27 protein-coding genes are annotated in these 23,306 nt (G+C 71.5%); 7 read left to right on the top strand and 20 right to left on the bottom strand.

Translation table 11 applies throughout. From position 1 onward, the window contains the following. Nucleotides 1-15: 15 nt before the first annotated feature. Nucleotides 16-885 carry a 1,4-dihydroxy-2-naphthoate polyprenyltransferase gene (locus AC0QU1_RS02920; RefSeq protein WP_483574203.1) on the top strand — a complete coding sequence of 290 codons (870 nt, stop codon included), beginning with the start codon at nucleotides 16-18 and terminating at the stop codon, nucleotides 883-885. A 210-nt stretch (nucleotides 886-1,095) separates the two neighbouring features. On the opposite strand, the gene AC0QU1_RS02915 is transcribed toward AC0QU1_RS02920, so the two are convergent. Beyond that, nucleotides 1,096-1,380 (bottom strand): DUF4229 domain-containing protein, encoded by a 285-nt coding sequence (locus AC0QU1_RS02915; protein ID WP_483574201.1) that lies wholly within the window; start codon nucleotides 1,378-1,380, stop codon nucleotides 1,096-1,098. 92 nt (nucleotides 1,381-1,472) lie between these two features. Here AC0QU1_RS02915 and AC0QU1_RS02910 point away from each other — a divergent pair, with 92 nt between their 5' ends. Continuing rightward, nucleotides 1,473-1,868 (top strand): PLDc N-terminal domain-containing protein, encoded by a 396-nt coding sequence (locus AC0QU1_RS02910; protein ID WP_483574200.1) that lies wholly within the window; start codon nucleotides 1,473-1,475, stop codon nucleotides 1,866-1,868. A 181-nt stretch (nucleotides 1,869-2,049) separates the two neighbouring features. Here AC0QU1_RS02910 and ccsB read toward each other — a convergent pair whose 3' ends face one another. From ccsB to AC0QU1_RS02885, 5 genes are read right to left on the bottom strand one after another with little or no spacing between them, the layout of a single operon-like run. Continuing rightward, nucleotides 2,050-3,078, bottom strand: a complete 1,029-nt coding sequence (gene ccsB / locus AC0QU1_RS02905) for a c-type cytochrome biogenesis protein CcsB (protein ID WP_483574198.1) — start codon at nucleotides 3,076-3,078, stop codon at nucleotides 2,050-2,052. Between the two features lie 2 nt (nucleotides 3,079-3,080). Next, nucleotides 3,081-4,850 carry a cytochrome c biogenesis protein ResB gene (resB, locus tag AC0QU1_RS02900; RefSeq protein WP_483574196.1) on the bottom strand — a complete coding sequence of 590 codons (1,770 nt, stop codon included), beginning with the start codon at nucleotides 4,848-4,850 and terminating at the stop codon, nucleotides 3,081-3,083. After that, nucleotides 4,850-5,653 carry a cytochrome c biogenesis CcdA family protein gene (locus tag AC0QU1_RS02895; RefSeq protein WP_483574194.1) on the bottom strand — a complete coding sequence of 268 codons (804 nt, stop codon included), beginning with the start codon at nucleotides 5,651-5,653 and terminating at the stop codon, nucleotides 4,850-4,852. The genes resB and AC0QU1_RS02895 overlap by 1 nt, the downstream gene beginning before the upstream one ends. Next, on the bottom strand, nucleotides 5,653-6,249 hold the full coding sequence (locus AC0QU1_RS02890) for a TlpA family protein disulfide reductase (protein WP_483574192.1): 597 nt from the start codon (nucleotides 6,247-6,249) through the stop codon (nucleotides 5,653-5,655). Before AC0QU1_RS02890 ends, AC0QU1_RS02895 begins: the two co-directional genes overlap by 1 nt. Beyond that, nucleotides 6,249-6,896 (bottom strand): histidine phosphatase family protein, encoded by a 648-nt coding sequence (locus tag AC0QU1_RS02885; protein ID WP_483574191.1) that lies wholly within the window; start codon nucleotides 6,894-6,896, stop codon nucleotides 6,249-6,251. The genes AC0QU1_RS02890 and AC0QU1_RS02885 overlap by 1 nt, the downstream gene beginning before the upstream one ends. Before the next feature lie 147 nt (nucleotides 6,897-7,043). Between AC0QU1_RS02885 and aqpZ the strand changes: the two genes are divergently transcribed. Further along, nucleotides 7,044-7,793, top strand: a complete 750-nt coding sequence (aqpZ, locus tag AC0QU1_RS02880; RefSeq protein WP_483574189.1) for an aquaporin Z — start codon at nucleotides 7,044-7,046, stop codon at nucleotides 7,791-7,793. Between the two features lie 119 nt (nucleotides 7,794-7,912). On the opposite strand, the gene AC0QU1_RS02875 is transcribed toward aqpZ, so the two are convergent. After that, entirely contained in the window at nucleotides 7,913-8,422 is a 510-nt protein-coding gene (locus AC0QU1_RS02875) for a MarR family winged helix-turn-helix transcriptional regulator (RefSeq protein ID WP_483574187.1), read from the bottom strand. A 119-nt stretch (nucleotides 8,423-8,541) separates the two neighbouring features. Between AC0QU1_RS02875 and AC0QU1_RS02870 the strand changes: the two genes are divergently transcribed. Next, nucleotides 8,542-9,093 (top strand): YceI family protein, encoded by a 552-nt coding sequence (locus AC0QU1_RS02870; protein WP_483574186.1) that lies wholly within the window; start codon nucleotides 8,542-8,544, stop codon nucleotides 9,091-9,093. Between the two features lie 169 nt (nucleotides 9,094-9,262). Here AC0QU1_RS02870 and AC0QU1_RS02865 read toward each other — a convergent pair whose 3' ends face one another. Genes AC0QU1_RS02865 through AC0QU1_RS02855 form a run of 3 tightly spaced genes read right to left on the bottom strand, consistent with a single transcriptional unit; the run spans nucleotide 9,263 to nucleotide 10,905 of the window. Beyond that, complete coding sequence (locus AC0QU1_RS02865; RefSeq protein ID WP_483574185.1) at nucleotides 9,263-9,910, bottom strand: redox-sensing transcriptional repressor Rex; 648 nt, start codon at nucleotides 9,908-9,910, stop codon at nucleotides 9,263-9,265. Between the two features lie 60 nt (nucleotides 9,911-9,970). Further along, nucleotides 9,971-10,219, bottom strand: coding sequence for a glutaredoxin family protein (locus AC0QU1_RS02860; RefSeq protein ID WP_483574183.1), 249 nt, complete (start codon nucleotides 10,217-10,219; stop codon nucleotides 9,971-9,973). Nucleotides 10,220-10,233: 14 nt separating this feature from the next. Then, nucleotides 10,234-10,905 (bottom strand): Pr6Pr family membrane protein, encoded by a 672-nt coding sequence (locus tag AC0QU1_RS02855; protein ID WP_483574181.1) that lies wholly within the window; start codon nucleotides 10,903-10,905, stop codon nucleotides 10,234-10,236. Between the two features lie 78 nt (nucleotides 10,906-10,983). On the opposite strand from AC0QU1_RS02855, the gene AC0QU1_RS02850 reads away from it, so the two are divergent. Beyond that, the gene (locus AC0QU1_RS02850; protein ID WP_483574179.1) at nucleotides 10,984-11,790 is read left to right on the top strand and encodes an HAD family hydrolase; all 807 of its coding nucleotides are present in this window, start codon (nucleotides 10,984-10,986) and stop codon (nucleotides 11,788-11,790) included. 67 nt (nucleotides 11,791-11,857) lie between these two features. Here the strand turns inward: AC0QU1_RS02850 and AC0QU1_RS02845 are convergent, their stop codons facing one another. From AC0QU1_RS02845 to AC0QU1_RS02825, 5 genes are all read right to left on the bottom strand, one after another. Continuing rightward, nucleotides 11,858-12,394, bottom strand: coding sequence for an SRPBCC domain-containing protein (locus AC0QU1_RS02845; protein ID WP_483574177.1), 537 nt, complete (start codon nucleotides 12,392-12,394; stop codon nucleotides 11,858-11,860). Continuing rightward, nucleotides 12,391-12,708, bottom strand: coding sequence for an ArsR/SmtB family transcription factor (locus tag AC0QU1_RS02840; RefSeq protein ID WP_483574176.1), 318 nt, complete (start codon nucleotides 12,706-12,708; stop codon nucleotides 12,391-12,393). The genes AC0QU1_RS02845 and AC0QU1_RS02840 overlap by 4 nt, the downstream gene beginning before the upstream one ends. Nucleotides 12,709-12,817: 109 nt before the next feature. Further along, nucleotides 12,818-12,916, bottom strand: coding sequence for a 30S ribosomal protein bS22 (locus AC0QU1_RS02835; RefSeq protein WP_003792170.1), 99 nt, complete (start codon nucleotides 12,914-12,916; stop codon nucleotides 12,818-12,820). Between the two features lie 206 nt (nucleotides 12,917-13,122). Further along, nucleotides 13,123-13,791 (bottom strand): potassium channel family protein, encoded by a 669-nt coding sequence (locus tag AC0QU1_RS02830; protein ID WP_483574174.1) that lies wholly within the window; start codon nucleotides 13,789-13,791, stop codon nucleotides 13,123-13,125. Nucleotides 13,792-13,859: 68 nt separating this feature from the next. Further along, nucleotides 13,860-15,260 carry a TrkH family potassium uptake protein gene (locus AC0QU1_RS02825; RefSeq protein WP_483574172.1) on the bottom strand — a complete coding sequence of 467 codons (1,401 nt, stop codon included), beginning with the start codon at nucleotides 15,258-15,260 and terminating at the stop codon, nucleotides 13,860-13,862. Between the two features lie 255 nt (nucleotides 15,261-15,515). Between AC0QU1_RS02825 and AC0QU1_RS02820 the strand changes: the two genes are divergently transcribed. Both AC0QU1_RS02820 and AC0QU1_RS02815 read left to right on the top strand, forming a co-directional pair. Next, nucleotides 15,516-16,691 (top strand): acetoin utilization protein AcuC, encoded by a 1,176-nt coding sequence (locus AC0QU1_RS02820; RefSeq protein WP_483574171.1) that lies wholly within the window; start codon nucleotides 15,516-15,518, stop codon nucleotides 16,689-16,691. A 101-nt stretch (nucleotides 16,692-16,792) separates the two neighbouring features. Beyond that, nucleotides 16,793-18,091: a phytase gene (locus AC0QU1_RS02815; protein WP_483574169.1), complete on the top strand. Its 1,299-nt coding sequence runs from the start codon at nucleotides 16,793-16,795 to the stop codon at nucleotides 18,089-18,091. Between the two features lie 82 nt (nucleotides 18,092-18,173). Here the strand turns inward: AC0QU1_RS02815 and AC0QU1_RS02810 are convergent, their stop codons facing one another. The 5 genes from AC0QU1_RS02810 to mmsA form a co-directional block, all read right to left on the bottom strand. After that, complete coding sequence (locus tag AC0QU1_RS02810) at nucleotides 18,174-18,899, bottom strand: ABC transporter permease (RefSeq protein ID WP_483574167.1); 726 nt, start codon at nucleotides 18,897-18,899, stop codon at nucleotides 18,174-18,176. Beyond that, on the bottom strand, nucleotides 18,896-19,717 hold the full coding sequence (locus tag AC0QU1_RS02805; protein WP_483574166.1) for an ABC transporter ATP-binding protein: 822 nt from the start codon (nucleotides 19,715-19,717) through the stop codon (nucleotides 18,896-18,898). Before AC0QU1_RS02805 ends, AC0QU1_RS02810 begins: the two co-directional genes overlap by 4 nt. 26 nt (nucleotides 19,718-19,743) lie before the next feature. Continuing rightward, nucleotides 19,744-20,352: a TetR/AcrR family transcriptional regulator gene (locus AC0QU1_RS02800; protein ID WP_483574164.1), complete on the bottom strand. Its 609-nt coding sequence runs from the start codon at nucleotides 20,350-20,352 to the stop codon at nucleotides 19,744-19,746. Nucleotides 20,353-20,444: 92 nt separating this feature from the next. After that, nucleotides 20,445-21,626: a multiple monosaccharide ABC transporter permease gene (gene mmsB / locus AC0QU1_RS02795; RefSeq protein WP_483574162.1), complete on the bottom strand. Its 1,182-nt coding sequence runs from the start codon at nucleotides 21,624-21,626 to the stop codon at nucleotides 20,445-20,447. Beyond that, a complete protein-coding gene (gene mmsA, locus AC0QU1_RS02790) occupies nucleotides 21,623-23,194 on the bottom strand; it encodes a multiple monosaccharide ABC transporter ATP-binding protein (RefSeq protein ID WP_483574160.1) in 1,572 nt (523 codons plus the stop codon). The genes mmsB and mmsA overlap by 4 nt, the downstream gene beginning before the upstream one ends. Nucleotides 23,195-23,306: the final 112 nt, after the last annotated feature.

Below are 23,306 nucleotides of genomic sequence, written 5' to 3'. Positions count from 1 at the left end.
ACGAAGGATGCGCTGATGGCGACTGCCGCCGAGTGGATCTCCGGGGCGCGGCCCCGCACGCTGCCGGCGGCCGCGGCGCCCGTCATGGTGGGCACGGGCGCGGCCGCGCAGGTCGACGCTGCGGCGTGGCTGCCGGCGCTGCTCGCGCTGGGCGTCGCCCTCGCGCTGCAGGTGGGCGTCAACTTCGCCAACGACTACTCGGACGGCGTGCGCGGCACGGACCTCGACCGGGTTGGCCCGATGCGGCTGACCGCGTCCGGCGCGGCGGCCCCCGGCGCGGTGAAGCGTGCGGCGTTCGTGGCGTTCGGCGTCGCCGGGGTGCTGGGGCTGGCGCTGAGCGCGGTGTCGGGCCACTGGTGGCTGATCGCTGTTGGCGCCGTGTGCATCGCCGCCGCCTGGTACTACACGGGCGGCAGGACGCCGTACGGCTACCGGGGCCTCGGCGAGGTGGCCGTGTTCGTGTTCTTCGGGCTGGTCGCGGTGCTCGGCACCACCTACACGCAGGCCGACCGCATCACGTGGCCCGCCGTGCTGGGCGCCGTCGGCGTCGGCCTGCTCGCGTGCGCGCTGCTCATGGTGAACAACCTGCGCGACATCCCCACCGACGTCCTGGCCGGGAAGCGGACGCTCGCGGTGCGGCTCGGCGACCACAGGGCGCGCCGGGCGTACGTCGCGATGGTCTGGGTACCCGTGCTGCTCGCCGCGGTGTGCGCGTTCTGGGCGCCGTGGTCGCTCGTGGTCCTGCTGCTGCTCGGGCCGGCGGCGTTCCTGTCCATCCCGGTGCTCGCAGGGGCCCGGGGCAAGCTGCTGATCCCCGTCCTGGCCGGCACCGGGCTGTACGAGCTGGCCTACGGGGTTCTGCTGTGGTTCGGCCTGTCGGTCTGATCGCTGGACCCTGCGGCGGTGCGCCGGTCGCTGCACCTTGCGGCGGTGCCCCTCACCGGACCTTGCGGCGGTGTGCCTCTCGCCGGGCCCCGTGGCGGTGCGCCCTCTCGGACCTTGCGGCGCTGCACCTTTCACGGACCCTGCCGCGGCGGTCTACCTTGACGGCGGGCGGCCCGCCGGTGCGAGCGGCCCCCTGGTTCTCGGGGCGAGCTAGCGGTCGGAGCTGAGTCCCTGGTCGACCTGCGCGTCCTCGTGGGCGGCGTCGGCGTCGACCTTCGGGGTGGCGGCCCGCTGCGCCGCGCGCCGCTCGGCGCGTTCGGCCATCCACAGGGTCGCGGCGTCCCGCTGCTTACGCAGGGTGAGGTACGACACGGACAGCGCGACGACCACCGCGACGATCGGGAGCAGCCAGCCCCGCAGGCCCGCCCAGTAGAGCAGGCCGAAGGCCGCGCCGAAGAGCGCCAGACGGAGCAGGGTGTAGGTCACGAGGGGCACATGTCCATGGTAGGCCGGGCCTGCGTCACATTCGGACGGCGTCAGGCAGGACGGACTGACAGGCACGCAGGAACGCGCCGTAGGCTGGTGCTATGCCACGCGTACTCCTGATCTTGGTCGTCGTCGGACTCATGGTGTATGCCCTGGTCGACGTCTGGGGCTCCGAGGAAGACGAACGAGGCGGCCTGCCCCGGTGGCTCTGGGTGCTGCTCATCGTGCTCCTGCCCCTGCTCGGGCCGATCTCGTGGATCGTGGTGCGCGTCTCCGCCCGCCGGCCCGGTGCCGGCCCCGCCGCGGGCCCCGGTCCCGGCACGGGCGGCAGCCGCCCGGCGTCGCCCCCGCGGCCCGGTCCGCGCCGTCCGTCCGGCCCCGTCGCGCCCGACGACGACCCCGAGTTCCTCTGGCTGCTGGAGCAGGAGAAGCGCAAGCGCGAGCGCGAGACCCGCTCCCGCCAGGACGCCAAGGACGACGACCCCGACAACGGCTGAGCCCCGACCACGGCAGAGGTCCGCTTCGAGCATGTGATTGGGCCTGGAAACCGCGTGATCTCCAGGCCCAATCACATTCTCGAAGCGGACCCTTTGCGCGGACCCCGGTCGCGGACCGTTGTCGTGCGTCCGACGACGAGCGGGCGACCGACGAGCGGCCGTCAGCGGTCGGCCGCCGGGCTCACAGGCCCGAGTACGAGTGCTTTCCGTTGAAGATCAGGTTCACGCCCGTGAAGTTGAACAGCACGCACGCGTAGCCGGCCACGACGAACCAGGCCGCGCGGCTCCCCGACCAGCCGCGGGTGGTGCGCGCGTGCAGGTAGGCCGCGTAGACCACCCAGACGATGAAGCTCCAGACCTCCTTGGGGTCCCAGCCCCAGTAGCGGCCCCAGGCGTCCTCGGCCCAGATGGCGCCGCCGATGAGCGTGAAGGTCCACAGCACGAAGCCCACCGAGTTGAGCCGGAACGAGAGCGACTCCAGGGCGTCGGGCGCCGGCGTGTGATCGAGCCAGCCCCAGCGCCGGCTGGCCAGCACGGGTGAGCCGTTGTCCCGGGCGTCCCGCAGGAGCTGCAGCGCCGACGTCACGAACGCAACGGTGAAGATGCCGGTCGCGGCGATGGCGACCCCCACATGGATCACGAGCCAGTACTTCTGGAGCGCGGGCTGCACACCCATGGCCTCGACGAAGAACCGGGTCTGCGCCAGCACGAGGAACAGCACGCCGAGCCCGGTCACGAAGGCGCCGAGGAACCGCACGTCGCGGCGGAGGTTCACGCCGGCGAACACCGCGACCGCGACGAACGTGCCGACCAGCGTGAACTCGTACATGTTGGCCCACGGAGTGCGCCCGGCCGCAATGCCGCGCAGCACGATGGCGACCAGCAGCATCGCGGTGGCCAGCCAGGTCACGGACATCCCGATCCCGGCGAGCTTGCGGCTCACCGGCCCGTCGGACGGCGCCGCGGGATCGGCGTCGGCGTCGGCGTCAACAGCCCCGCCAGCACCGCCGTCCGGCCCGTACGGCGAGACCGGCGCATCGACGGGCGCTCCCGCACCGACGGCGACCTGCTCCCGTCTCCTGGCCGCGTCGCGCGCGTCGACCCGCGCGCCCGACAGGCGCGACAGGTCCACCGCGAACGCGATGAGCGCGACGGCGAGAGCCGTCGCGGCGCCCCAGACGAGCAGCACACTCAGGTTTGCCAGCTCCATGTTCAGTCCTTCTCCGATCCGGTGTCGACAGGCTCGACCACCGACGTCCTGGCGGGCGGCTCCGGAGCCCTCCCGCGTACGACTGCCCCCGGCACCGCCGCCAGCGCGCGGTCGACCTCGGCCTGCAGACCGGCGTCGTCCCCGCGCGCGAGCCCAGCGATCTCGACCACCGTAGCCCCATCCCGGCCGGGGTACGCCCGCGCCCAGACGCGGCGCCGCGGCGTGAAGAGCGACACCGTCAGCCCGGCGAGCGCGAGCAGCGCGAACACGAGCACGAAGGTGAGCGACGGGTCGTGCCGCAGGTCGAGCGCCACGTACCGCGGCAGGTCCTCGCCGAGGGTCAGGGTGCCGAGCCCGTCCGGGAGGTCCACGGTCTCGCCGGGCCGCGCCAGCACCTTGATGCGTTCGCCCGACTCGTCGACCGCCGGGGTGAGCGACGCCGTGTCGAGCTCGTACACGTTCTGCGGGGAGCCGTCGTCGAGCCCCAGGTCACCCGTGTACACCTCGAGCACGAGCAGCGGGTCGACCGGCTGCGGGAACGCGGAGCGGGCCGACCCGTCCTCGTTGACCTCCGCCGTGGGCAGGAAGTAGCCCACGAGCCCGATCTGGTCCAGCCCCGGCGACACGTCCGGCACCTTCACCACACCGCGGGAGGTGTACATCGTGTCCTCGGGGATGAACGTGACCCGACCGGAGAAGGCGACCTCCCCCTCGGCGTCGTGCACGGTGATCTCGGGGGCGAAGCCGTTGCCCTGCAGGTAGATCTTGGCGCCGTCCACGGTGATCGGGTGGTTGACCTTGATCTGTTCGCCTCGCTGCTCGCCCGTCGGCTCCGTCACGGTGACGTGCGCCGTGAAGTCCCGCGCCTGCGCGAAGGCCACGGTGTCGCTCGCGAACTCCGACTCGAACTCGTCGAGCGTCATCGAGAACGGCACCAGCGACTCGGGCCGGAACCACGAGCCCTTCTCGAAGGTGTCGTAGTCCACCACCGCGTTCGCGAAGCCGCGGCCCTCCGTGACGATCGCCTGGCCGCGGTAGTGCAGAAGCTGGCCCGTCGCCACGGACACGAGCAGGCCCACCAGCGCCAGGTGGAACACCAGGTTCCCGGTCTCGCGCAGGTAGCCGCGCTCGGCACTCACGGTGGCCGACGGCGGCCGGGCACCCCGGGCGGCCTCCTCACCCCGGTCGACCCGGAACACGGGCAGCCAGGACAGCTTGCCGCGCAGGTGGGCGGCGACGGCGTCCGCCGCCTCCTCGGGCGAGGCGTCGGTGGTGGCGTACGCCTTGGCCGGGAACCTGCCGAACCGGAACGGGACCCGGGGCGGACGGCCGCGCAGCGCGCGGTAGTGCGCCGCCGACCGGGGCAGGATGCAGCCCACCAGCGAGACGAACAGCAGGATGTAGATCGCGGAGAACCAGGCGGAGGCGTAGACGTCGAAGAACCCGAACCGGTCCAGCCACTCGCCGGCGGTCGGGTGGTCGGCGAGGTACTCGACCACCCCCGCCGCGTCCTGGTTGCGCTGCGGCAGCACCGACCCGGGCACCGCGGCGACGGCGAGCAGCATGAGCAGCATGAGCGCCACGCGCATCGACGTGAGCTGGCGCCACATCCAGCGTAGCGTTCCCACCAGGCCGAGCGCGGGCGCGTTGGGCCGCTCCGGCGGCTGCCCGTCGCCGCCCGGCTCGGGCCGGGCCGGGCGGTCCGACGCCGGCTCACCCTGCGTGAACTCGTCCGCTATGCCCTCGGGGACGTAGGTACCTTCCCTGGCCATCAGATCACCGTCTCGAATCCGCCGATCCAGAGCTGCATGGCCCCGGTCAGCCGGCCCCACAGCCCCGTGACCAGCAGCAGCCCGACCAGCACCAGCAGCCCGCCGCCGACCCGCAGCGCCGCGAGGCGGTGCCGGCGCAGGAAGTCCATCATCCGCTCGGAGCTCTGCAGCCCGAGCGCCACGAGCAGGAACGGCACCCCCAGGCCGATGCAGTAGGCCACGCCGAGCAGGGCGCCGCGGCCCGCCGACGCCTCGTCGATCGCGAGCGCCTGCACGGCACCGAGCGTCGGGCCGATGCAGGGCGTCCAGCCCAGCCCGAACACGATGCCGAGCAGCGGCGCGCCCCACAGGCCGGCGCGCGGCGTCAGGTGGAACCGCGCCTCGCGCTGCAGGAACGGGACCGCGCCGAGGAACCCGAGGCCGAGCAGGATCACCACGGCGCCGAGCACGCGGGTGATGACGTCCTCCCAGCGCACCAGGTAGGTGCCGAGGCCGCCGAACGCGGCGCCGAACGAGACGAACACGACCGTGAAGCCGAGCACGAACAGCGCGACACCCCCGACGACCCGGGCGCGGGCGGGCTTCTCGCGCGTCGTCACGAGGCCGGGGGTCGTGCCCGCCGAGGCGGCGGCCATGCCGCTCACGTACCCGAGGTACCCCGGCACGAGCGGCAGCACGCACGGCGAGGCGAATGACACCAGCCCGGCGAGCAGCGCCACCGGCACCGCCAGCAGCAGGGAGCCGCTGAACGCGGTGCTCGCGAGGCCGTCGCCGACGGCGGTCGCGACCGAGCCGGAGAGCATCAGGCGGCCTCCGCCAGGACGTCGTCGACGAGCGCCTCCAGGGTGGACCCCTCGACCTGCCCGATGACCCGCGCGGCGACGTTGCCGTCCTGGTCCAGCACCACCGTGGAGGGCACGGCCTGCAGCGGCACGACGCCGGACAGCCCGGCGATCACCTCGCCGGTGCGGTCCTCGATGCTCGGGTACGGCACCTCGAACGTGCGCTGGAACGCCTGGGCGGCGCCGGCGTCGTCCTCGGTGTTGATACCGAGGAACCGCACGCCGTCCTTCGAGGTGGCGAGCTCGACGAGGTCGGGCGCCTCGGCGCGGCACGGCGCACACGACGCGTACCAGGTGTTCACGACCACGACGTCGCCGGCCCAGTCGGCGGTGTCGACGGCGTTGCCCTCGAAGTCGGTACCGGTGACGGACACGGGACCCCTGCGCTCTCCGGCGTCGTACGTCTGCACGGACCCGTCGCCGGAGACGTACCCCTGCCCGACGACGTCGCCGGCGCCCGAGTCCTCCGCACCGCATGCCGCGAGCGAGAAGACCAGGCCGAGCACGATGCCGACCACGACCACCCACTGGACCGCCTTGACGGTCTTGCCCCGCATCACGCGCCGGCGACCTTGCTCGCGCCCTCGTACAGCTCCGCCGCCGGCTCCGTGTAGTGCAGGCTCACGAAGCGGTCGTCCTCGAAGCGCAGGGACGTCAGGGAGGCGAGGTTGCACTGCCGCTTGCGCGGGTCGTGCCAGAGCTGCCCGCCCTCGAGCGACCTGCGGATGAGCCAGATCGGGAGCTGGTGGCTGACCAGCACGATCTCGTGCCCCTCAGCGGCCTTGCGCGCGTCCTCGACGGCGGCGCGCATGCGCGCGACCTGCTCGGTGTACGGCTCGCCCCACGACGGGCGGAACGGGTTCCACATGTGCGGCCAGTTCCTCGGGTCCCGGAGCGCCCCACCGCCGCCACCGCCGACGACCAGGCCCTCGAACCGGTTGCCCGCCTCGATGATGCGGTCGTCCGTCGCGAGCTCCAGGCCGAAGCCCTGCGCCACGGGGGTCGCCGTCTCCTGCGCGCGCTGCAGCGGGGAGGCCACCACGCGGACCACGTCCCGGCCGGTGCTGGTGAGGTGGTCGGCGACGATCTTCGCCATCGCCTGGCCACGGTCGGACAGGCGGTAGCCGGGCAGCCGCCCGTACAGGACGCCGTCAGGGTTGTGCACCTCGCCGTGCCGCAGCAGGTGAACCGTCGTGGAAACCATGGCGCCCAGTCTCGCACCCGACGCCGGGTGCCCGTGAACTCCATCGGGTGTGCATTACGTCATCTCGCGCCGATCCGCGGACGCCCACTTACTGTCAGCAGCAAGTTTCGCCACGAAACCGTTCGACCGAAGCAAGGGGGTCTCATCATGACCGAGACGGCATCACCCGCTATGTATGCGCGCCTTGTCGCCGAGGCACTGGGTACGTTCGTGCTGGTGCTGGGCGGCTGCGGCACGGCCCTCCTGGCCGCGAACTTCCCCGACGCCGAGGCCAACACCCTCGGCGTGGGCTTCCTCGGCGTCGCCCTGGCGTTCGGCCTCACCGTGGTGGTCGGCGCCTTCGCGCTCGGCCCCATCTCGGGCGGCCACTTCAACCCGGCGGTCACCCTCGGCCTCGCCGCGGCGGGCCGGTTCTCGTGGAGCGACGTCGGCGGCTACATCGTGGCGCAGCTCGTGGGCGGTGTGGTCGCCTCCAGCGTGCTGGCCCTGGTGGCGTCGGGCGGTCCGGAAGGCTTCTTCGACGCCGCGCGCGAGTCGGGCTTCGCGTCCAACGGGTTCGGCGACCACTCACCGGGCGGGTTCGGGCTGGGCTCGGCGATCCTCGTCGAGACCGTCCTCACCGCGGTCTTCCTCTTCGTCATCCTCGGCACGACGGCGCGGGTGGCAGCCCCCGGGTTCGCGCCGCTGGCGATCGGCCTGACGCTCACGCTGATCCACCTGATCTCGATCCCGGTCACGAACACCTCGGTGAACCCGGCCCGCTCGCTCGCGACTGCCGTCTACGGCGGCGGCTGGGCCTGGGGCCAGCTCTGGGTGTTCATCGTGTTCCCGATCCTCGGCGCGCTGATCGCCGGGTTCGCGTACCGCCCGATGTTCGGCCGGGTACTGACCGACTGAGGCCCCGCGCCGCCCGCTCCGACGTGTCGGGCGTGCGGGTCACTCGGGTGACCGGCACGCCTGACACGTCCGGCGGCGGCCGACCGGACCGGCCTGGTCGGCCGCGCAGGCCGGCTCGGTCAGCCGCAGAGGGTCAGGCCCTCCTCCGTGCCGCCCGAGAGCTTCGCGGACTCGGCGACCTTGGCCATGACGCGGCCGAGCAGCTCGAACTCCTCCGGCTCCAGCGCGTCCACCATGATCCGCCGCACCGCCGCGACGTGGCCGGGCGCCGCCGTCTCGAGCGCCGCGAACCCGTCGTCGGTCATGGTGCAGTTCACCCCGCGCCGGTCGCCCTCCGCCGCGCGCCGCACCACGAGCCCGCGTGCCTCCATGCGGGCGACCGTGTGGGTCAGCCGGCTGCGCGACAGGACCAGCCCGTCCGCGAGCGTCGACATCCGCATCGTGCGCTCTGGCGCCTCCGAGAGCTGCACGAGCAGGCTGTACTCGCCGAGGGAGAGGTCGAGCGTCCGGTCGTGCACGGCGCCGAGCGCCTCCACGAACCGCGCGCTGCCCTCCAGATAGTGCCGCCACGAGACCTGCTGCTCCTCGGTCAGCCACAGGTCGTTCTCCTCGATCGTCTGCGCCGTCATTTCGCCCACCGCCTTCGGTCTAGGAATACGTTACGGGACCGGTTATGTTGGACCTCATCGATTAGTTGATCCCTCAACTATCCACGCAAATCGCCGCACCACACAAGGAGTTTTTCCTCATGGCCACCCCGCTCCCCGCAGGTCTCACGACCGGCACCTACGACCTCGACCCCGCCCACACCACCGCCACCTTCTCCGCCCGGCACGCGGGTATCGCGAAGGTCCGCGGCTCCATCGCCGTCACGACCGGCACCATCACGGTGGGCGAGGACCTCGAGTCGTCGAGCGTCACCGCCGAGCTGGACGCCGCCTCGGTCCGGACGGGCGACACCGGCCGCGACAACCACCTGAAGAGCGCCGACTTCTGGCACGCGGAGGAGAAGCCGACCTGGACGTTCACGTCCACCGGCGTCCGGGCCGACGGCGACGACTACATCATCTCGGGTGACCTCACCATCAACGGCATCACCAAGGGTGTCGAGCTCGAGACCGAGTTCACCGGCACCGCCAAGGACCCGTTCGGCAACGAGCGCATCGGCTTCGAGGCCGAGCTCGAGGTCAACCGCAAGGACTTCGGCCTCACGTGGAACGCCACGCTGGAGACCGGCGGCTTCCTGGTGAGCGACAAGGTCAAGATCTCCCTGGACGTCAGCGCCATCGCCAAGGGCTGACCCTCAGCCACGCCCAGGTCGGCAGTTGGCATCGAGATCGGTCCAGCGCTGGACCGATCTCGATGCCAACTGCCGACCTCAGCGCAGGATCTCAGCAGGGTGCCGATCTCGGCGTCGCGCACCGATGACCATCGCAGGGGCAGCCCACACCAGCCAGAGCAGCGCAGAGTCAGAGCGATGCCGCGCGCGTCGCCGCGTGGAACGCCAGGATCTGCAGCTCGCCGCCGACGTCGACCGACCGCACCACCACGTCGTCCGGCACCTGGAGCGCCACCGGCGCGAAGTTCAGGATCTCGCGCACGCCGGCGCCCACCACGGCGTCCGCCACGTCCTGGGCCGCGTGGCCAGGCAGCGCGAGCACCACCATGGAGACCCGCTCGCGCTCGATGACGCCGGCCACCTCGCGCACGTGCTCGACGGTCACGCCGGCCACGCGGGTGCCCACGACGTCGGGCGACGCGTCGAGCAGCGCCACCACCTGGAAGCCGCGCGTCGCGTACCCGGAGTAGTTCGCGAGGGCGTGCCCGAGGTTGCCGATGCCAACGATCGCGAGCCGGTGCTCCGTCTCCAGGCCCAGGGCGACGGTGATGTACGAGGCGAGCGACTCGACGTCGTACCCGACGCCGCGCGTGCCGAACGAACCCAGGTACGAGAGGTCCTTGCGCAGCTGCGCCGAGCTCACGCCCGAGCGTTCCGCGAGCTCCGTCGAGGACGTGAGGTCCACTCCCTCGGCCGCCAGGTCCCGCAGGGCGCGCAAGTAGTACGGCAGCCGCCCCACGGTTGCTGCCGGTACCGCCCCGTCACTGAGTTCGACCACGTGCTGCTCCCCTCCCCGCAACCACTGTGTCGCGGGCGTACGCACACACTGCCTGGACGATCATGCCAGCAGGCGGGCCAGGCGCGCACCGTCCACACGCCAGAAACCTTGCTGGACCCCGTCCACCTCGACCACGGGGACGTACTCCCCGTACTTCTCCCGCAGCGCGGGCGCGCTGTCGATGTCCACCTCACGCCAGTCAACCCCAGCGTCCGCGCACACGCGCACGACGACGGCGCGCGCGTCCTCGCACAGGTGGCACGACTCGCGCGTGTACAGGACGACCCGGGTCTCGGCAGGAGCTGTCACGCCCCGAGGTTACGTCAGGTGCGGGGCGCCGGACGGTCGGTGTCCGGCAGCCGTCCGTCCGCCCACCGCACGCCCCAGGCGAGCACCAGGAAGACGACGGCGACGATCCCCGAGTTGGTCACCGCCCCGGCGTAGCCCAGCGTGTTCACGTCCAGGAACGGGTACGGGTACCAGCCCGTGACGGCGCCGCGCGCGAACGTGTAGCCGAGCCACGCGATCGGGTAGGCGACCGACCACCACACGGCCTGCGCGGTCACGCGCGGGCGCGGCCCCACCCACAGCCAGACGACGACGGCGCAGACGGGCGACAGCACGTGCAGCATCATGTTCGACACCTGCCCGGCCGCCGTCAGCTCCACGAGGCCGCGCAGCATGGTGTTGTAGACGATCCCGGTGACCGTGATGCACAGCAGGGCGTCCAGACGCAGCACCCGGAAGACCGGTCCGTCCCGGCGCGGGTCCACCGCGAGCGCCAGCGAGACCCCGCCGATCAGCAGGTTCGACTGGATGGTGAAGTAGCTGAACAGCCGGACGATGCGTTCGGCGTGCGTGGGGGCGATCCCGGGGCCGCCGGTGAGCGCGACGAAGAGCTCGATGGCGAACCCGCCGAGGGCGAAGAAGGCGACCAGCAGGTGCAGCGCCCGCGCGAGGGAGGCCCCCTCCAGAGTCCTGATGTTCTGCGTCACTTCCCGGTTCTACCAGCGCTTCCGCACGCGTGCCCGGTCAGGACTTGCGCGGTCTGACGCGCGGCTAGAGTGGCCTCCATGCCGTCGACGCACCTCCTGTCCGCCACCGCGGCGTTCTTCGACGTCGACAACACGATCATCCGCGGTGCGAGCGCCTTTCACCTGGCAAAGTCCGCGTACCAGCGCAAGTTCTTCGGCACGCGGGACATCCTCAAGTTCGCCCTGGTCCAGGCGCGGTACCTGCTGTGGGGGGAGAACAAGGAGGAGATCGACCAGGTGCGCGACCGCGCCCTGTCGCTCATCGCCGGCCGCAGCGTCGCGGAGATCGCCACCCTCGGCGAGGAGGTGTGGGACGCCGTCCTGTCCCTGCGGATCTACCCGGGCACGCGCCGGCTGCTCGACGAGCACCTCGCCGCGGGCCACCAGGTCTGGCTCATCACGGCGACGCCGGTGGAGATCGCGCAGCTCATCGCCCGCCGGCTGGGCGCGACCGGGGCGCTGGGGACCATCGCGGAGCACAAGGACGGCTTCTACACCGGCCGGCTCATGGGTGACCTCATGCACGGCCAGGCAAAGGCCGACGCCATCGTCGCGCTCGCGGACGAGGAGGGCATAGAGCTCGAGGAGAGCTATGCCTACGGGGACTCGCTGAACGACCTGCCGATGATGCGGGCCGTGGGCCACCCGTGCCCGATCAACCCCGACCTGCGGCTGCGCCGGCACGCCCAGGAGGTGGGCTGGCCCATCCGCGAGTTCCGCGGGCGGTCGCAGCGGGTGGCCGGGCGCGGGTTCCGGACGGCGTCGTGGGCCGGTGCCGCGTGGGTGCTCGGCCTGGTGCTGCGGGCGGCGCGCCGCCGGCTGCGCAGGCAGCTCCGCGGACACTGAAGCGTGCGGTCCGGCTGGTTCCCGGGCCCTGGTTCCCGGGACCGGGGACCCGTGCGGGCCTGTCGGCTCAGCCGAGCAGCGCGGCGTACTTGTCCCGCAGGTCCGCCCAGCCGTGGTTCATGGCGTTCTCGCCGTGCACCGGCGGCGGCGTGGCTCCCCCCAGCAGCATCATGAGCGCGGACCAGCACAGGTGCCAGCCGGCGCCGTAGTCCGACGCGTTGTTGCGGTCGTCGGGCCGCTGAGCGAACCGGTGCGTGAAGTACAGCGTGGTGCCCGATCCCGTGGCCGCGAGCCGGTAGGTCAGCACCTGGTCGCCCCAGCCGACCACCAGCAGGTGCGGCTCCTCGACCTGGACCACCCGGCCCGACTCGGGCTCGTGCGGGTCCGGGTCGTCCGCGTTGTGCGCCAGGACGACGGGGCCGACGGCGGTCAGGTCGCGGTCGGGCCGGTACGGTGCCCAGTGCACGACGTCGGCGGACCGGGTCAGCGCCGCCCACACCCGCTCGACGGGGTGGGCCAGCTCGCGTTCCATGGTGAGCACGTACTCGTCGCCCTCCAGCGTGAGGGATGCGGCGACCGGGTGCTCGGGCAGGTTCTCGCTCATGGTTCGTCCTCCTTGGTGCTGTCGAGGTGCCGTTCGAGGGCGTCGAAGGCGCTGTTCCACCGCGCACGGTGCGGGGCGAGCCAGGTCTCGACGTCGGCCAGCGGCGCGTTGGTGAGGCGGTAGACGCGGCGCGGGCCGTCCACCCGGGCGTCCACCAGACCGTGGTCGCGCAGCACGCGCAGGTGCTTGGACACGTTCGGCTGGGCCACCCCGAGCTCGGCGACCAGGTCGTTGACGTCCCGCTCGGCCGCCAGCAGGAGGTCGAGGATCTGCCGCCGCGACGGGTCGCTGATCACGGTGAAGCCGTCTGCCATGGCTCCATATTCTCTCCGAGCCATATGCCTGTCAAGGCATATCCACTGAACGAAGAAGGCCCGGCCCTCAGGGCCGGGCCTGCTCGTCACGCGCCCGACGGCGCGCGCGTCACTTCTTGTTGCGACGCTGGTGGCGCGTCTTGCGAAGCAGCTTGCGGTGCTTCTTCTTGGCCATGCGCTTGCGGCGCTTCTTGATGACGGAGCCCATAGGTCCTCGCAATGTTCGGTCGGTCGGCGGCAGCCCTACGGCGGGCCGCTCGGCGAAATGGTCCACGGTTGGTCCGGGACAGTGACGCCATAGTGACGATGGCCGACCAACACGAAAGGGAGTCCGCTCCCTAGGTTACCTGCTCTGTCGCGGGCCTCGTAATCGGCAGGAGTGTGAGGTGTGCCCGCGCCTGCCAACGGGACGGGTCACGGTCGCGCGGCGAACCGCTCCAGCAGCTCGGCGTGGCCGGAGCAGATGAGCAGGTCGTTGGCGGAGACCCGCGTCTCCGGCGTCGCGTAGACGAACTCCACGCCCGGCGACTTCACGCCGATCACCGTGACGCCGTACCGCTTGCGGATGTTCGACTGCGCCAGCGTGAAGCCCTGCGCCTCCTTGGGCGGGCGCATCTTCACGATGGTGAACCCGTCCTCGACCTCGATGTAGTCCAGCAGCTTGCCGCTCACGAGGTGGGCGACCCGCGACCCGGCGTCGGCCTCGGGGAAGACGACGTGGTGGGCACCGATGCGGGTCAGGATGCGGCCGTGCTCCCCCGAGATGGCCTTGGCCCAGATCTGCGGCGTGCCCAGGTCCACCAGGTTGCCCGTGATCAGCACCGACGCCTCGAGCGACGAGCCGACGCCGACCACGGCGACGCCGAAGTCCTTCGCGCCGAGCTGCTCCAGCGCCTCCGGGTTGGACGCGTCGGCCTCCACGAGCGGCAGCCGTCCGGACCACTGGGCCACGAGCGTCGGATCCTGCTCGACGGCGAGCACGTCCTGGCCCAGCCGGTCCAGGGTCGCGGCGATCGCCGACCCGAACCGGCCCAGGCCGATCACCAGCACACCCGCGTCCCGCTCGGGCTTTCTCTCCGGCACGGTATTCCTCTCTCGCCACGGGTCAGACGTCCAGGTCACCCTAGTGACCCCGAGGTCCGACATCTCGACTACCCGATGATCGGTCGTTCCTCGGGGAAGCGTACGATGCGCCGCCTGTCGCGCAGCGCCAGCACCGCCACGACGGTCACGGCCCCCGTGCGCCCTACGAACATCAGGGCGGCCAGCACGTACTTCCCCGCGTCGGGCAGGTCGGGCGTGATCCCGGTGGACAGGCCAACGGTCGCGAACGCCGACAGCACCTCGAACAGCACCCGCGACAGCGGGAGGTCCGTGACCTCCAGCAGCGCGACGCACGACACCAGCACGATGCTCGCCCCCGTGAACACGACGGCGATCGACAGCCGCAGCACGTCCCGCGGGATGCGGCGGCCGAACGCCTCGATGTCCCGGTCACCGCGCGCCTCCGCGATGATCGCGAGCAGCATGACGGCGAGCGTCGTCACCTTGATGCCGCCCGCGGTCGACGCCGACCCGCCGCCCACGAACATCAGGGCGTCCTGGATCAGCCAGCTCGACTCGTGCATCGCGCCGACGTCCACGGTGCTGAACCCGCCCGAGCGCGGCATCACCCCGGCGAAGACGGCCGCCAGCACCTTCTCCCCGAAGCTCAGCGGTCCGAACGTGTCCGGGTTGTTCCACTCCAGGGCCAGGAGCAGCAGCGCGCCGACGACGAACAGCGCGGCGCTGGTCACGAGTGTGAGCTTGCTGTGCAGGGAGAGCCGCTTGGTCCAGCGGTGCCAGCGCCGTCCGGGCCGGGCCAGCGCCCGCTGGATGTTGAGGATGACGGGGAACCCGAGCGCGCCGACGAACACGCCGAGGGCGATCGGCAGGAGCAGGGTCCAGTCGCCGACGTGCGGCATCAGCCCCTCGGTGGTGGGCACAAAACCCGCGTTGTTGAAGGCGGAGATCCCGTAGAACAGCGAGTGCCAGGCCGCCGTGCCCGCGTCCCCCTCGAGCACCAGGAACCGGGGGAACAGGAGCAGGGCGATCGACAGCTCCAGCGTGGTCGCGGTGACGATGATGACCCGGATCAGCGAGCCGACGTCGCCCAGCCGGTCCGTCTTCGTCTCCGACGCGGTGAGCAGCTTCTGCGTCAGCCCGATCTTGCGCGACACGATCATGCCCAGGAGCGAGGCGACGGTCATGATCCCGAAGCCGCCCACCTTGATGCCCGCGAGGATCACGATCTGCCCGTAGAGCGACCAGTAGGTCGCCGTGTCCTGCACCACGAGTCCCGTGACGCAGACGGCGGAGATCGCGGTGAACAGGGCGTCGACCAGCCGCGCGCCCTCGCCGTCGGCCGTGGCGAAGGGGACCAGCAGGAGCGCGACGAACACCGCGACCACGCCCGCGAAGACCGTGACCGCCAGCCGCGCCGGGGCGCGGAAGGCGAGCTCGTCCACCAGCTCCCGGAGCCCGAACAGCCGGTGCCGCAAGCTCGGCGCCATCCGACTCGCTCCCTCCCCACGTCTCGACGACCGACGCCTTACTCTGCCACGCGCCGACCCACGCAGGCCCATTGTCGGCGCCTCGACGAGATCGACATCCAACTCTGAGCACGCGAAAGCCGGGATCCCGTCGTCCGGCGGGAGTTCCCGGCTCCACTTCCTCTCCCCCCGCAGGGGGTGGCGAGGTCGAATCTACCTCGCGCGTGCGGCTCGGGCACGGCACCCGGCACTGTCCGGGTCCGTTACCGTGGGCGGGTGCACCTCGCCCGGCTGGTCTGGAGTCCGCGGCTGCTCGAGTACGACTTCGGACCCGGGCACCCCATGTCGCCTGCCCGCCTCGACCTGACGATGCGGCTCATCGAGGCGCTCGGCCTGCTCGACCGGCCCACGCTCGAGGTGGTGGACGCCGAGCCCGCCACCGACGCCGTGATCGGGACGGTGCACGACGCCGAGTACATCGCCGCCGTCCGGCACGCCGGGACCACGCTGGAACCCGACCTGGCCCGGGGCCTCGGCACCGACGACGACCCGCTGTTCGTCGGGATGCACGAGGCAGCCGCCCGCCAGCTCGGCGGGTCCGTCGAGCTGGCCGACGCCCTCTGGGCCGGCGAGATCGCGCACGGCGTGAACGTCGCGGGCGGCATGCACCACGCGATGCCCGGCTCGGCGTCGGGCTTCTGCGTCTACAACGACGCGGCCGCAGCGATCCGGCGCCTGCTGGACCTGGGCGCGGAACGGGTCGCCTACCTGGACTTCGACGCCCATCATGGTGACGGCGTCGAGGCGATCTTCTGGGACGACCCGCGCGTGCTAACCATCTCGATTCACGAGGACGGCCGCACCCTGTTCCCCGGCACCGGCGCCTCGGCCGACGTCGGCAGTCCCGGCCCGGCCGAGGGCAGCGCCGTCAACCTCCCGGTCCCCGCGCGCACGTCGGGTGCGGCCTGGCTGCGGGCCATCGACGCCGTCGTGCCGCCGCTGGTCCGGGAGCACCGCCCGCAGGCGATCGTGTCCCAGCACGGCTGCGACGCCCACGGCCGCGACCCGCTCTCGAACCTGAACGTCTCCGTGGACGCCCAGTGCACCGCGCAGCAGTGGGTCCACACGCTCGCGCACGAGCACGCAAAGGGGCGCTGGCTCGCCCTCGGCGGTGGCGGCTACGCCGTGTCCGACGTCGTCCCGCTCGCCTGGGCGGCGCTCGTCGCCGAGGCCGCGCACGCACCCCTGGAACGCGGGGCCGAGCTCCCGGAGGCATGGCGGACGGCGGTCCAGGCCCTGGACCTGGAGGCCGCGCGCACGCTGGGCACGGCCGAGGTGCCGTTCCGGAGCTGGCGCGATGGCTACGACCCGGCCGACCCGGTGGACCGCGCCATCCAGGCGACCCGTCGCGCCGTCTTCCCCCTGTGGGGCCTGGACCCCCTCCTGGACTGACTGCCAACCTTCGAGACCGAGGTTCCTTGGCTCTCGGGCGGCGGCCGAAGCGTTCGTGTGGAGTTCAGGTCGGCGACATCTGGGTCCGGGAGCCTCTAGCCATGCGACGTCGCCTCGCCGCCCTGCCGGCCGCCCTCCTGGTCCTGTCCCTTCTCGCGCCGGCCTCCGCGGTCGCCGGCGACGGCGGCGGACAGCGCCGGACCGCCACGGTCACCACCTCGGTGGAGACGCCGGTGCTGTACGACGACGAGGACGGCGGCAACGCGTCCGGCGACGATCCGGCGATCTGGGTGCATCCAGAGGACTCGGAGCGCTCGATAGTCGTCGCGACGGCCAAGGAAGGGGGCCTGCGGGTCTATGACGTGGCCGCGACCGAGCTGCAGTCGGTCGCGGCCACGCCGGCCCCGCGCGCGGACGGCGTCCCCGGCCGCTACAACAACGTGGACATCGCCTACGGCCTGGACGTGGACGGCGAGCCGACCGACGTCGCCGTCGTCTCCGACCGCTACAACGACCAGATCCGGTTCTTCGCGATCGACCCGGCCGGTGCCGACGCCGCCGCCCCGCTCACCGAGGTCACCGCACCCGAGCTGGGGTTCCTGTTCAGCCCGGACCGCGAGACCGTCGACGATGAGCACACCGCCTACGGCCTCGCCGTCTACCAGCGCCGCGGCGCGACGTACGCGGTCGTCACCCAGGAGGGCGCCACCACCATCGCGACCGCCCGGATCACCACCGGCCCGGACGGCGTGGGCTACACCGACGTCGAGCACCTGGCGATCCCCGGCGAGTTCCGGCTGCCCGACGGCACCACCTGGGTGCCGTGCGAGGAGCCGGGCGTCGGGCCGCAGCTCGAAGGCGTGGCCGTCGACCGCCGCACCGGCACGCTGTACGCGGCGCAGGAGGACGTCGGCCTGTGGCGGGTGCCGCTGCCGCTGGGCTCGGGCCGGCCGCGCCTGATCGACCGGGTCAAGGACTTCGGCGTGCACGACGCCTACGACCCCGAGACCGAGGAGTGCGCGCCGGTGGACCCGGCGGCGCCGTCCTACGGCGGTAAGAACCTCACGGCCGACGCCGAGGGCGTCGACATCTGGTACGGCCCCGGCCGCACCGGCTACGTGATCGTCTCCAGCCAGGGCGACGACACCTACGGCGTCTACGCCCTGACCGGCCGCAACCGCTCGCTCGGCACCTTCCGGGTGGCGGGCGACGGCGTGGACGACGTCAACGGCTCGGACGGCCTTGCGGTCTCCAACGCGCCCGTGGGCGAGTACGAGTCGGGCCTGCTGGTCACGCACGACGAGCCGGAGACGGGCCCCGACGCCGACCCGGAGCGCGACGCGACGGGCTTCTCGTACGTGCACTGGGCCGACGTGGCTGCGGCCTTGCACCTACGCTGAGCCCACCCGAGTGGTCGGTAGAACGTCAGGTGATCGGCAACTCGGAATGCCGATCACCTGACGTTTTACCGACCACACACCCTCACGCCGTGCGGCGGCGGAGCGTGGCGATGCCCAGGACCACCGCGCCCACGATGAACAGGCAGATCACCGCGACCGCGCCGCGGATGTCTGCCCACTCGTCGCCCGCGGCGAGCGAGGTCATGGCCTCGATGGCGTAGGTGAGCGGGAAGACGCGGGACAGCCACTCCAGCACCTCGGGCATCTGGTCGCGCGGCATGAGCAGGCCGCACGTGATGAGCTGCGGGAACAGGATGGCGGGCATCATCTGGACCGCCTGGAACTCGCTGCGGGCCAGCGCCGAGGCCGCGAGCCCCAGCGTGCAGCCCAGCACCGCATCGAGCAGCGCGACGACGAGGACCAGCCACAGCGGGCCCTCCACGTCCATGCCCACCCACGTGGCGAACCCGACCACGACCAGCGCCTGGACCAGCGCGAGCGTCGCGAACGCGAGGCCGTAGCCCGCCACGAAGTCGCCCTTGCGGATGGGCGTGGTCATGAGGCGCTCCAGCGTGCCGGACTGCCGCTCTCGCAGCGTCGCCACGCTCGTGACCAGGAACATCACGATGAGCGGGAACAGGCCCACCAGCATGGGGCCGAACTGGTCGAGCACCTGCGGCTGGTCGTCGAACATCCAGGCGATGAGACCGATCAGCAGGCACGGCAGCAGCATGATGAGGGCGATCGTGCGCCGGTCGCCGCGGAGCTGGGACAGCACGCGGCCCGCTGTGGCGAAGGTGAGGCTCATCGGACGTCCTCCTCGGACTCGGCGGTGTGCCGCCCGACGGCGGGCGCGGCGTGGGTGGGCGTGTCAGGGGTGGCCGGGGCCGCCTCGGACGCGGCCTCGGACGCGGCCCGGTCGATCAGGGCGAGGAACGCGCGCTCGGCGTCGGGCGCGCCCGTGGTGGTCAGCAGCTCGGCGGGCGTGGTGTCCGCGACGAGTGCGCCCGCACGCATGAGCAGCAGCCGGTCGCACTGCGTGGCCTCGTCCATGACGTGGCTGGAGACCAGGAGCGTGCGGCCCTCGGCCGCCAGCTTGCGGAACACCGTCCACAGGTCGCGGCGCAGCACGGGGTCGAGGCCCACCGTCGGCTCGTCCAGGACGAGCAGCTCTGGATCGCCCACCAGGGCGGCGGCCAGGGAGACGCGGGACCGCTCGCCGCCCGACAGCGTGCCGACGCGCTGCTTCTCGTGCCCGCCGAGGTCCACGGTGGCCACCGCGTCCGCGACCGCCTTGGCCGGGGCCGGGACGCCGGCGAGGGCCGCGAAGTAGCGGAGGTTCTGCGTCACGGTGAGGTCGGTGTAGACGCTGGCGTCCTGCGTCATGTAGCCCACCCTGCGGCGCAGGGCCGGGCTGCCCGCCACGCCGTCGAGCACTTCGACCGTGCCGGTCACCTTGTCCTGCACGCCGACGATGGTGCGCATGAGCGTCGTCTTGCCGGAGCCGGACGGCCCCATCAGCCCGACGACGGAACCGGCCGGCACGGCGAGCCCGAGCCCGTCGATGATCGACTTGCCGCCGCGAACGACCCGCAGGCCTCGGATGACGACCGCGTTTTTCCTCATGTGAGGAATTATGTGCTCGTGCGCCGTCAGCGCGCAAGATCTCCCGTGAGGTACCGCTGCAAGTTCGGGCCGACGATGCGCGCGACCTCGGCGGGGGACAGCGAAGCCAGCGGTTCGAGCCGGATCAGGTACCGGGTCATGAGCACGCCGGCCATCTGCGAGGCGACGAGCGCTGTGCGCAGCGGGGCGTCGGGCGTGCCGAGGGCGTGGATCACCGGGCGCAGGATCGCCGCGCCGATGAACTGCGGCAGCAGGCCGCGCAGCTCGGCGTCCGAGAGGATGGCGGGCATGACCACCCGGACGGTGTCGCCGTCGTCGAAGTCCCAGAGGCCGAGCACGGCCTCCATGAGGCGCTCCCCCAGCGTCTCGATCGGGCCGCCGGCCACCTGTTCCACCACGGTCGCCGGCTCGATCCCCGTGACGCCGAGGATGGCGGTCAGCAGCCGCGCCTTGTCGGGGAACCAGTGCCGCACGGTGCCCGGGTCCACGCTCGCTCGCCGCGCGATCGAGCGCAGCGACGACGCCTCGTACCCGCGCTCGACGAACTCGTCGCGGGCGGCGGTCAGGATGTCGGCGCGCGTGTCCTGCCCGGCGGGGCGCCGGCCGCGGCGCGGCGAGGGAGCGGGTTGAGCCATCCCGTCATTCTCACCCACGGGCCCGTCTCCGGAACGACCTCGGGTACCGGTCCCGGCTGGGATCGGTACCCGAGGTCGTTCCGAAGCTGACGTCAGCGGGTGGCGGCGGCCCGCCTCTTGTTCCAGACGTCGAACGCGACGGCCAGGAGCAGCACGATGCCCTTGACGATCTGCTGCACGGACTGGTCGATGCCCATGAGCGACATGCCGTTCGACATGACGGCCATGATCAGGCCACCGACCATCGCGCCCGTCACGGTGCCGATGCCGCCGGTCACGGCGGCGCCACCGATGAAGCACGCGGCGATCGCGTCGAGCTCGAACATGTTGCCCGCCGCCGGCTGCGCCGCGCTCGACCGGGCCGAGAACACGATGCCGGCGACCGAGGCGAGGAAGCCCATGTTCACGAACATCCAGAAGTTCACGCGCTTCACGCGGACACCGGAGAGCTGTGCGGCGGCGAGGTTGCCGCCGATGGCGTAGACGTGGCGGCCGAACACGCTGTGCTTGGTGACCAGCGTGTAGACCATGACGAGCACGGCGAGGATGATCAGCACCGTCGGCAGTCCGCGGTAGGTGGCGAGGTTCCACGCGAACCACATCACGACGGCGGCGACCACCACGAGCTTGAGCACGAACAGGAACGGCGCCTCGACCGTCTGGTTGTAGGCGATCCGCGCGCGGCGGTTCCGCCACGAGTTGTAGGCGAAGCCCAGCACGCCGATGCCGAAGATGACGAGCGTGAACGTGTCGTACCCGTAGCCGCCGAGCAGGCCGTTGAGGAAGCCGGTCGCGATGCCCGTGTACTCGCCCGGGAACGGCGAGAGCGAGACGTTGTTCAGCACCTCGAGCGTGAGGCCACGGAACAGGAGCATGCCCGCCAGCGTCACGATGAACGCTGGAATCCCTACGTAGGCCACCCAGAATCCTTGCCAGGCGCCGACCAGGAGCCCGGTGCCGAGCGCGGCCAGCACGCCGACCCACCAGGGCAGCCCGTTCCGCACCACGATGACGGCGGCGACAGCGCCCGTCAGTGCGACCACCGACCCCACGGAGAGGTCGATATGCCCGCCGATGATGATGATCACCATGCCGATGGCGAGGATGAGGATGTACGAGAACTGCAGAACGAGCGTGGTCAGGTTGCGCGAGCTGAGCAGCGTGCCGTTCGTCAGCACGGTGAACAGCGCGATGATGAGCACGAACGCGATGTAGATGCCGCTCGTGCGGATGTTCCGGGTGAGCAGCTCCCGGATGTTGGCGATGCCGGTCATGCCTTCGCCTCCTGCGTGGTCTCCTGCGTCATGAGAGCCATGAGTCCTTCCTGGGTGGCAGAGGGCACGTCGACCTCGCCAGTGATGCGGCCGAAGGCCAGGGTGTAGATGCGGTCGCAGATCCCGAGCAGCTCCGGGAGCTCCGACGAGATGACCAGCACGGCCTTCCCTGCCGCGACCAGCTCGTTGATGATGGTGTAGATCTCGTACTTGGCGCCGACGTCGATGCCCCGCGTGGGCTCGTCGAGGATCAGCACCTCGGGCGCGGTGTACAGCCACTTGGACAGCACCACCTTCTGCTGGTTGCCGCCCGAGAGCTTGCCCACCTCCACCAGCACGTTGGGGGTGCGGATGTTCATGGACGCGCGGTACTCCTCCGCGACCTTGAGCTCCTCGTTCTCGTCCACGAAGCCGTTCCGCGACAGCTTGCCGAGGCCCGCCGCCGAGATGTTGCGCCGGATGTCCTCGATGAGGTTGAGCCCGTACTGCTTGCGGTCCTCCGACACGTACGCGATGCCCGACTTGATGGCCTCGGGCACGCTGTGCACGTCGACCGGCTTGCCGTGCAGGAACGCCTTCCCGGTGATGTCCCGGCCGTAGGAGCGGCCGAACAGCGACATCGCCAGCTCCGTGCGCCCTGCGCCCATGAGGCCGGCGATGCCGACCACCTCGCCGGCGCGGACGTTCAGGTTCGCCCGGTCGACGACGACACGCCCCGGCTGGGTCGGGTGGTACACCGTCCAGTCCTCGATGCGCAGCACCTCCTCGCCCGGGTGCGACTCGCGGTCGGGGTACCGGTTGTCGAGGTCGCGGCCCACCATGCCGCGGATGATGCGGTCCTGGATCGCGTCGGACGAGTCGCCCGCCGTGGCCATGTCGAGCGTCTCGATCGACTTGCCGTCCCGGATGATCGTGGTGCGGTCGGCGATCTCGGCGATCTCGGCCAGCTTGTGGGAGATCATGATCGACGTGATGCCCTGCTCCTTGAACTGCCGGAGCAGGTCGAGCAGGTGCTCGGAGTCGTTGTCGTTCAGGGCCGCCGTCGGCTCGTCGAGGATGAGCAGGCGCACGTCCTTCGAGATCGCCTTGGCGATCTCGACGAGCTGCTGCTTGCCCACGCCGAGCGCCGCGATGGGCGTGGTCGGCGACTCGCTGAGCCCCACCCGCGCCAGCAGCTCGCCGGCCTCCGCGTTGGTCCGGTTCCAGTCGATGGCGCCACCGCCACGGCGGCGCTCGTTCCCGAGAAAGATGTTCTCGGCGATCGACAGGTAGGGGACGAGGGCGAGCTCCTGGTGGATGATCACCACGCCCCGCGCCTCGGAGTCGTTGATGGTGCCGAACTCGGCGACCTCGCCGTCGAGCACGATGTCGCCCTCGTAGGTGCCGTGCGGGTACACGCCCGACAGCACCTTCATCAGGGTGGACTTACCCGCCCCGTTCTCGCCGCAGATCGCGTGGATCTCGCCCCGGCGGACGGTGAGGTTGACGTCCTGGAGCGCCTTGACCCCAGGGAATGTCTTGGTGATGCCGCGCATCTCGAGGATGTCGGTCGGCGCCGAATCGGCCATGCCAGTCCTTGTCGCGTACTTGTCGCCAGTAGTGGTGTTGCGGGTGCCCGACGCCGACACCTCCCACCGGCCTGGTCCCGGCGGGTGGGCCGGCCAAGATCTCTTAGCCTGC

The sequence above is a fragment of the Promicromonospora noduliphila genome (assembly GCF_056951025.1).
The sequence above is the reverse complement of the archived record's forward strand: the minus strand, read 5'-3'. Positions and strand labels throughout refer to the sequence as shown.

What these genes read in the sequence shown, in the direction of transcription:
- AC0QU1_RS02920 (WP_483574203.1), top strand. Translation starts at nt 16, where the DNA reads ATGGCGACTGCCGCCGAGTGGATCTCCGGGGCGCGGCCCCGCACGCTG.
- AC0QU1_RS02910 (WP_483574200.1), top strand. Translation starts at nt 1,473, where the DNA reads ATGCCACGCGTACTCCTGATCTTGGTCGTCGTCGGACTCATGGTGTAT.
- ccsB (WP_483574198.1), bottom strand. Translation starts at nt 3,078, where the DNA reads ATGGAGCTGGCAAACCTGAGTGTGCTGCTCGTCTGGGGCGCCGCGACG.
- resB (WP_483574196.1), bottom strand. Translation starts at nt 4,850, where the DNA reads ATGGCCAGGGAAGGTACCTACGTCCCCGAGGGCATAGCGGACGAGTTC.
- AC0QU1_RS02895 (WP_483574194.1), bottom strand. Translation starts at nt 5,653, where the DNA reads ATGCTCTCCGGCTCGGTCGCGACCGCCGTCGGCGACGGCCTCGCGAGC.
- AC0QU1_RS02890 (WP_483574192.1), bottom strand. Translation starts at nt 6,249, where the DNA reads ATGCGGGGCAAGACCGTCAAGGCGGTCCAGTGGGTGGTCGTGGTCGGC.
- AC0QU1_RS02885 (WP_483574191.1), bottom strand. Translation starts at nt 6,896, where the DNA reads ATGGTTTCCACGACGGTTCACCTGCTGCGGCACGGCGAGGTGCACAAC.
- aqpZ (WP_483574189.1), top strand. Translation starts at nt 7,044, where the DNA reads ATGACCGAGACGGCATCACCCGCTATGTATGCGCGCCTTGTCGCCGAG.
- AC0QU1_RS02875 (WP_483574187.1), bottom strand. Translation starts at nt 8,422, where the DNA reads ATGACGGCGCAGACGATCGAGGAGAACGACCTGTGGCTGACCGAGGAG.
- AC0QU1_RS02870 (WP_483574186.1), top strand. Translation starts at nt 8,542, where the DNA reads ATGGCCACCCCGCTCCCCGCAGGTCTCACGACCGGCACCTACGACCTC.
- AC0QU1_RS02850 (WP_483574179.1), top strand. Translation starts at nt 10,984, where the DNA reads ATGCCGTCGACGCACCTCCTGTCCGCCACCGCGGCGTTCTTCGACGTC.
- AC0QU1_RS02845 (WP_483574177.1), bottom strand. Translation starts at nt 12,394, where the DNA reads ATGAGCGAGAACCTGCCCGAGCACCCGGTCGCCGCATCCCTCACGCTG.
- AC0QU1_RS02840 (WP_483574176.1), bottom strand. Translation starts at nt 12,708, where the DNA reads ATGGCAGACGGCTTCACCGTGATCAGCGACCCGTCGCGGCGGCAGATC.
- AC0QU1_RS02835 (WP_003792170.1), bottom strand. Translation starts at nt 12,916, where the DNA reads ATGGGCTCCGTCATCAAGAAGCGCCGCAAGCGCATGGCCAAGAAGAAG.
- AC0QU1_RS02825 (WP_483574172.1), bottom strand. Translation starts at nt 15,260, where the DNA reads ATGGCGCCGAGCTTGCGGCACCGGCTGTTCGGGCTCCGGGAGCTGGTG.
- AC0QU1_RS02815 (WP_483574169.1), top strand. Translation starts at nt 16,793, where the DNA reads ATGCGACGTCGCCTCGCCGCCCTGCCGGCCGCCCTCCTGGTCCTGTCC.
- AC0QU1_RS02810 (WP_483574167.1), bottom strand. Translation starts at nt 18,899, where the DNA reads ATGAGCCTCACCTTCGCCACAGCGGGCCGCGTGCTGTCCCAGCTCCGC.
- AC0QU1_RS02805 (WP_483574166.1), bottom strand. Translation starts at nt 19,717, where the DNA reads ATGAGGAAAAACGCGGTCGTCATCCGAGGCCTGCGGGTCGTTCGCGGC.
- AC0QU1_RS02800 (WP_483574164.1), bottom strand. Translation starts at nt 20,352, where the DNA reads ATGGCTCAACCCGCTCCCTCGCCGCGCCGCGGCCGGCGCCCCGCCGGG.
- mmsB (WP_483574162.1), bottom strand. Translation starts at nt 21,626, where the DNA reads ATGACCGGCATCGCCAACATCCGGGAGCTGCTCACCCGGAACATCCGC.
- mmsA (WP_483574160.1), bottom strand. Translation starts at nt 23,194, where the DNA reads ATGGCCGATTCGGCGCCGACCGACATCCTCGAGATGCGCGGCATCACC.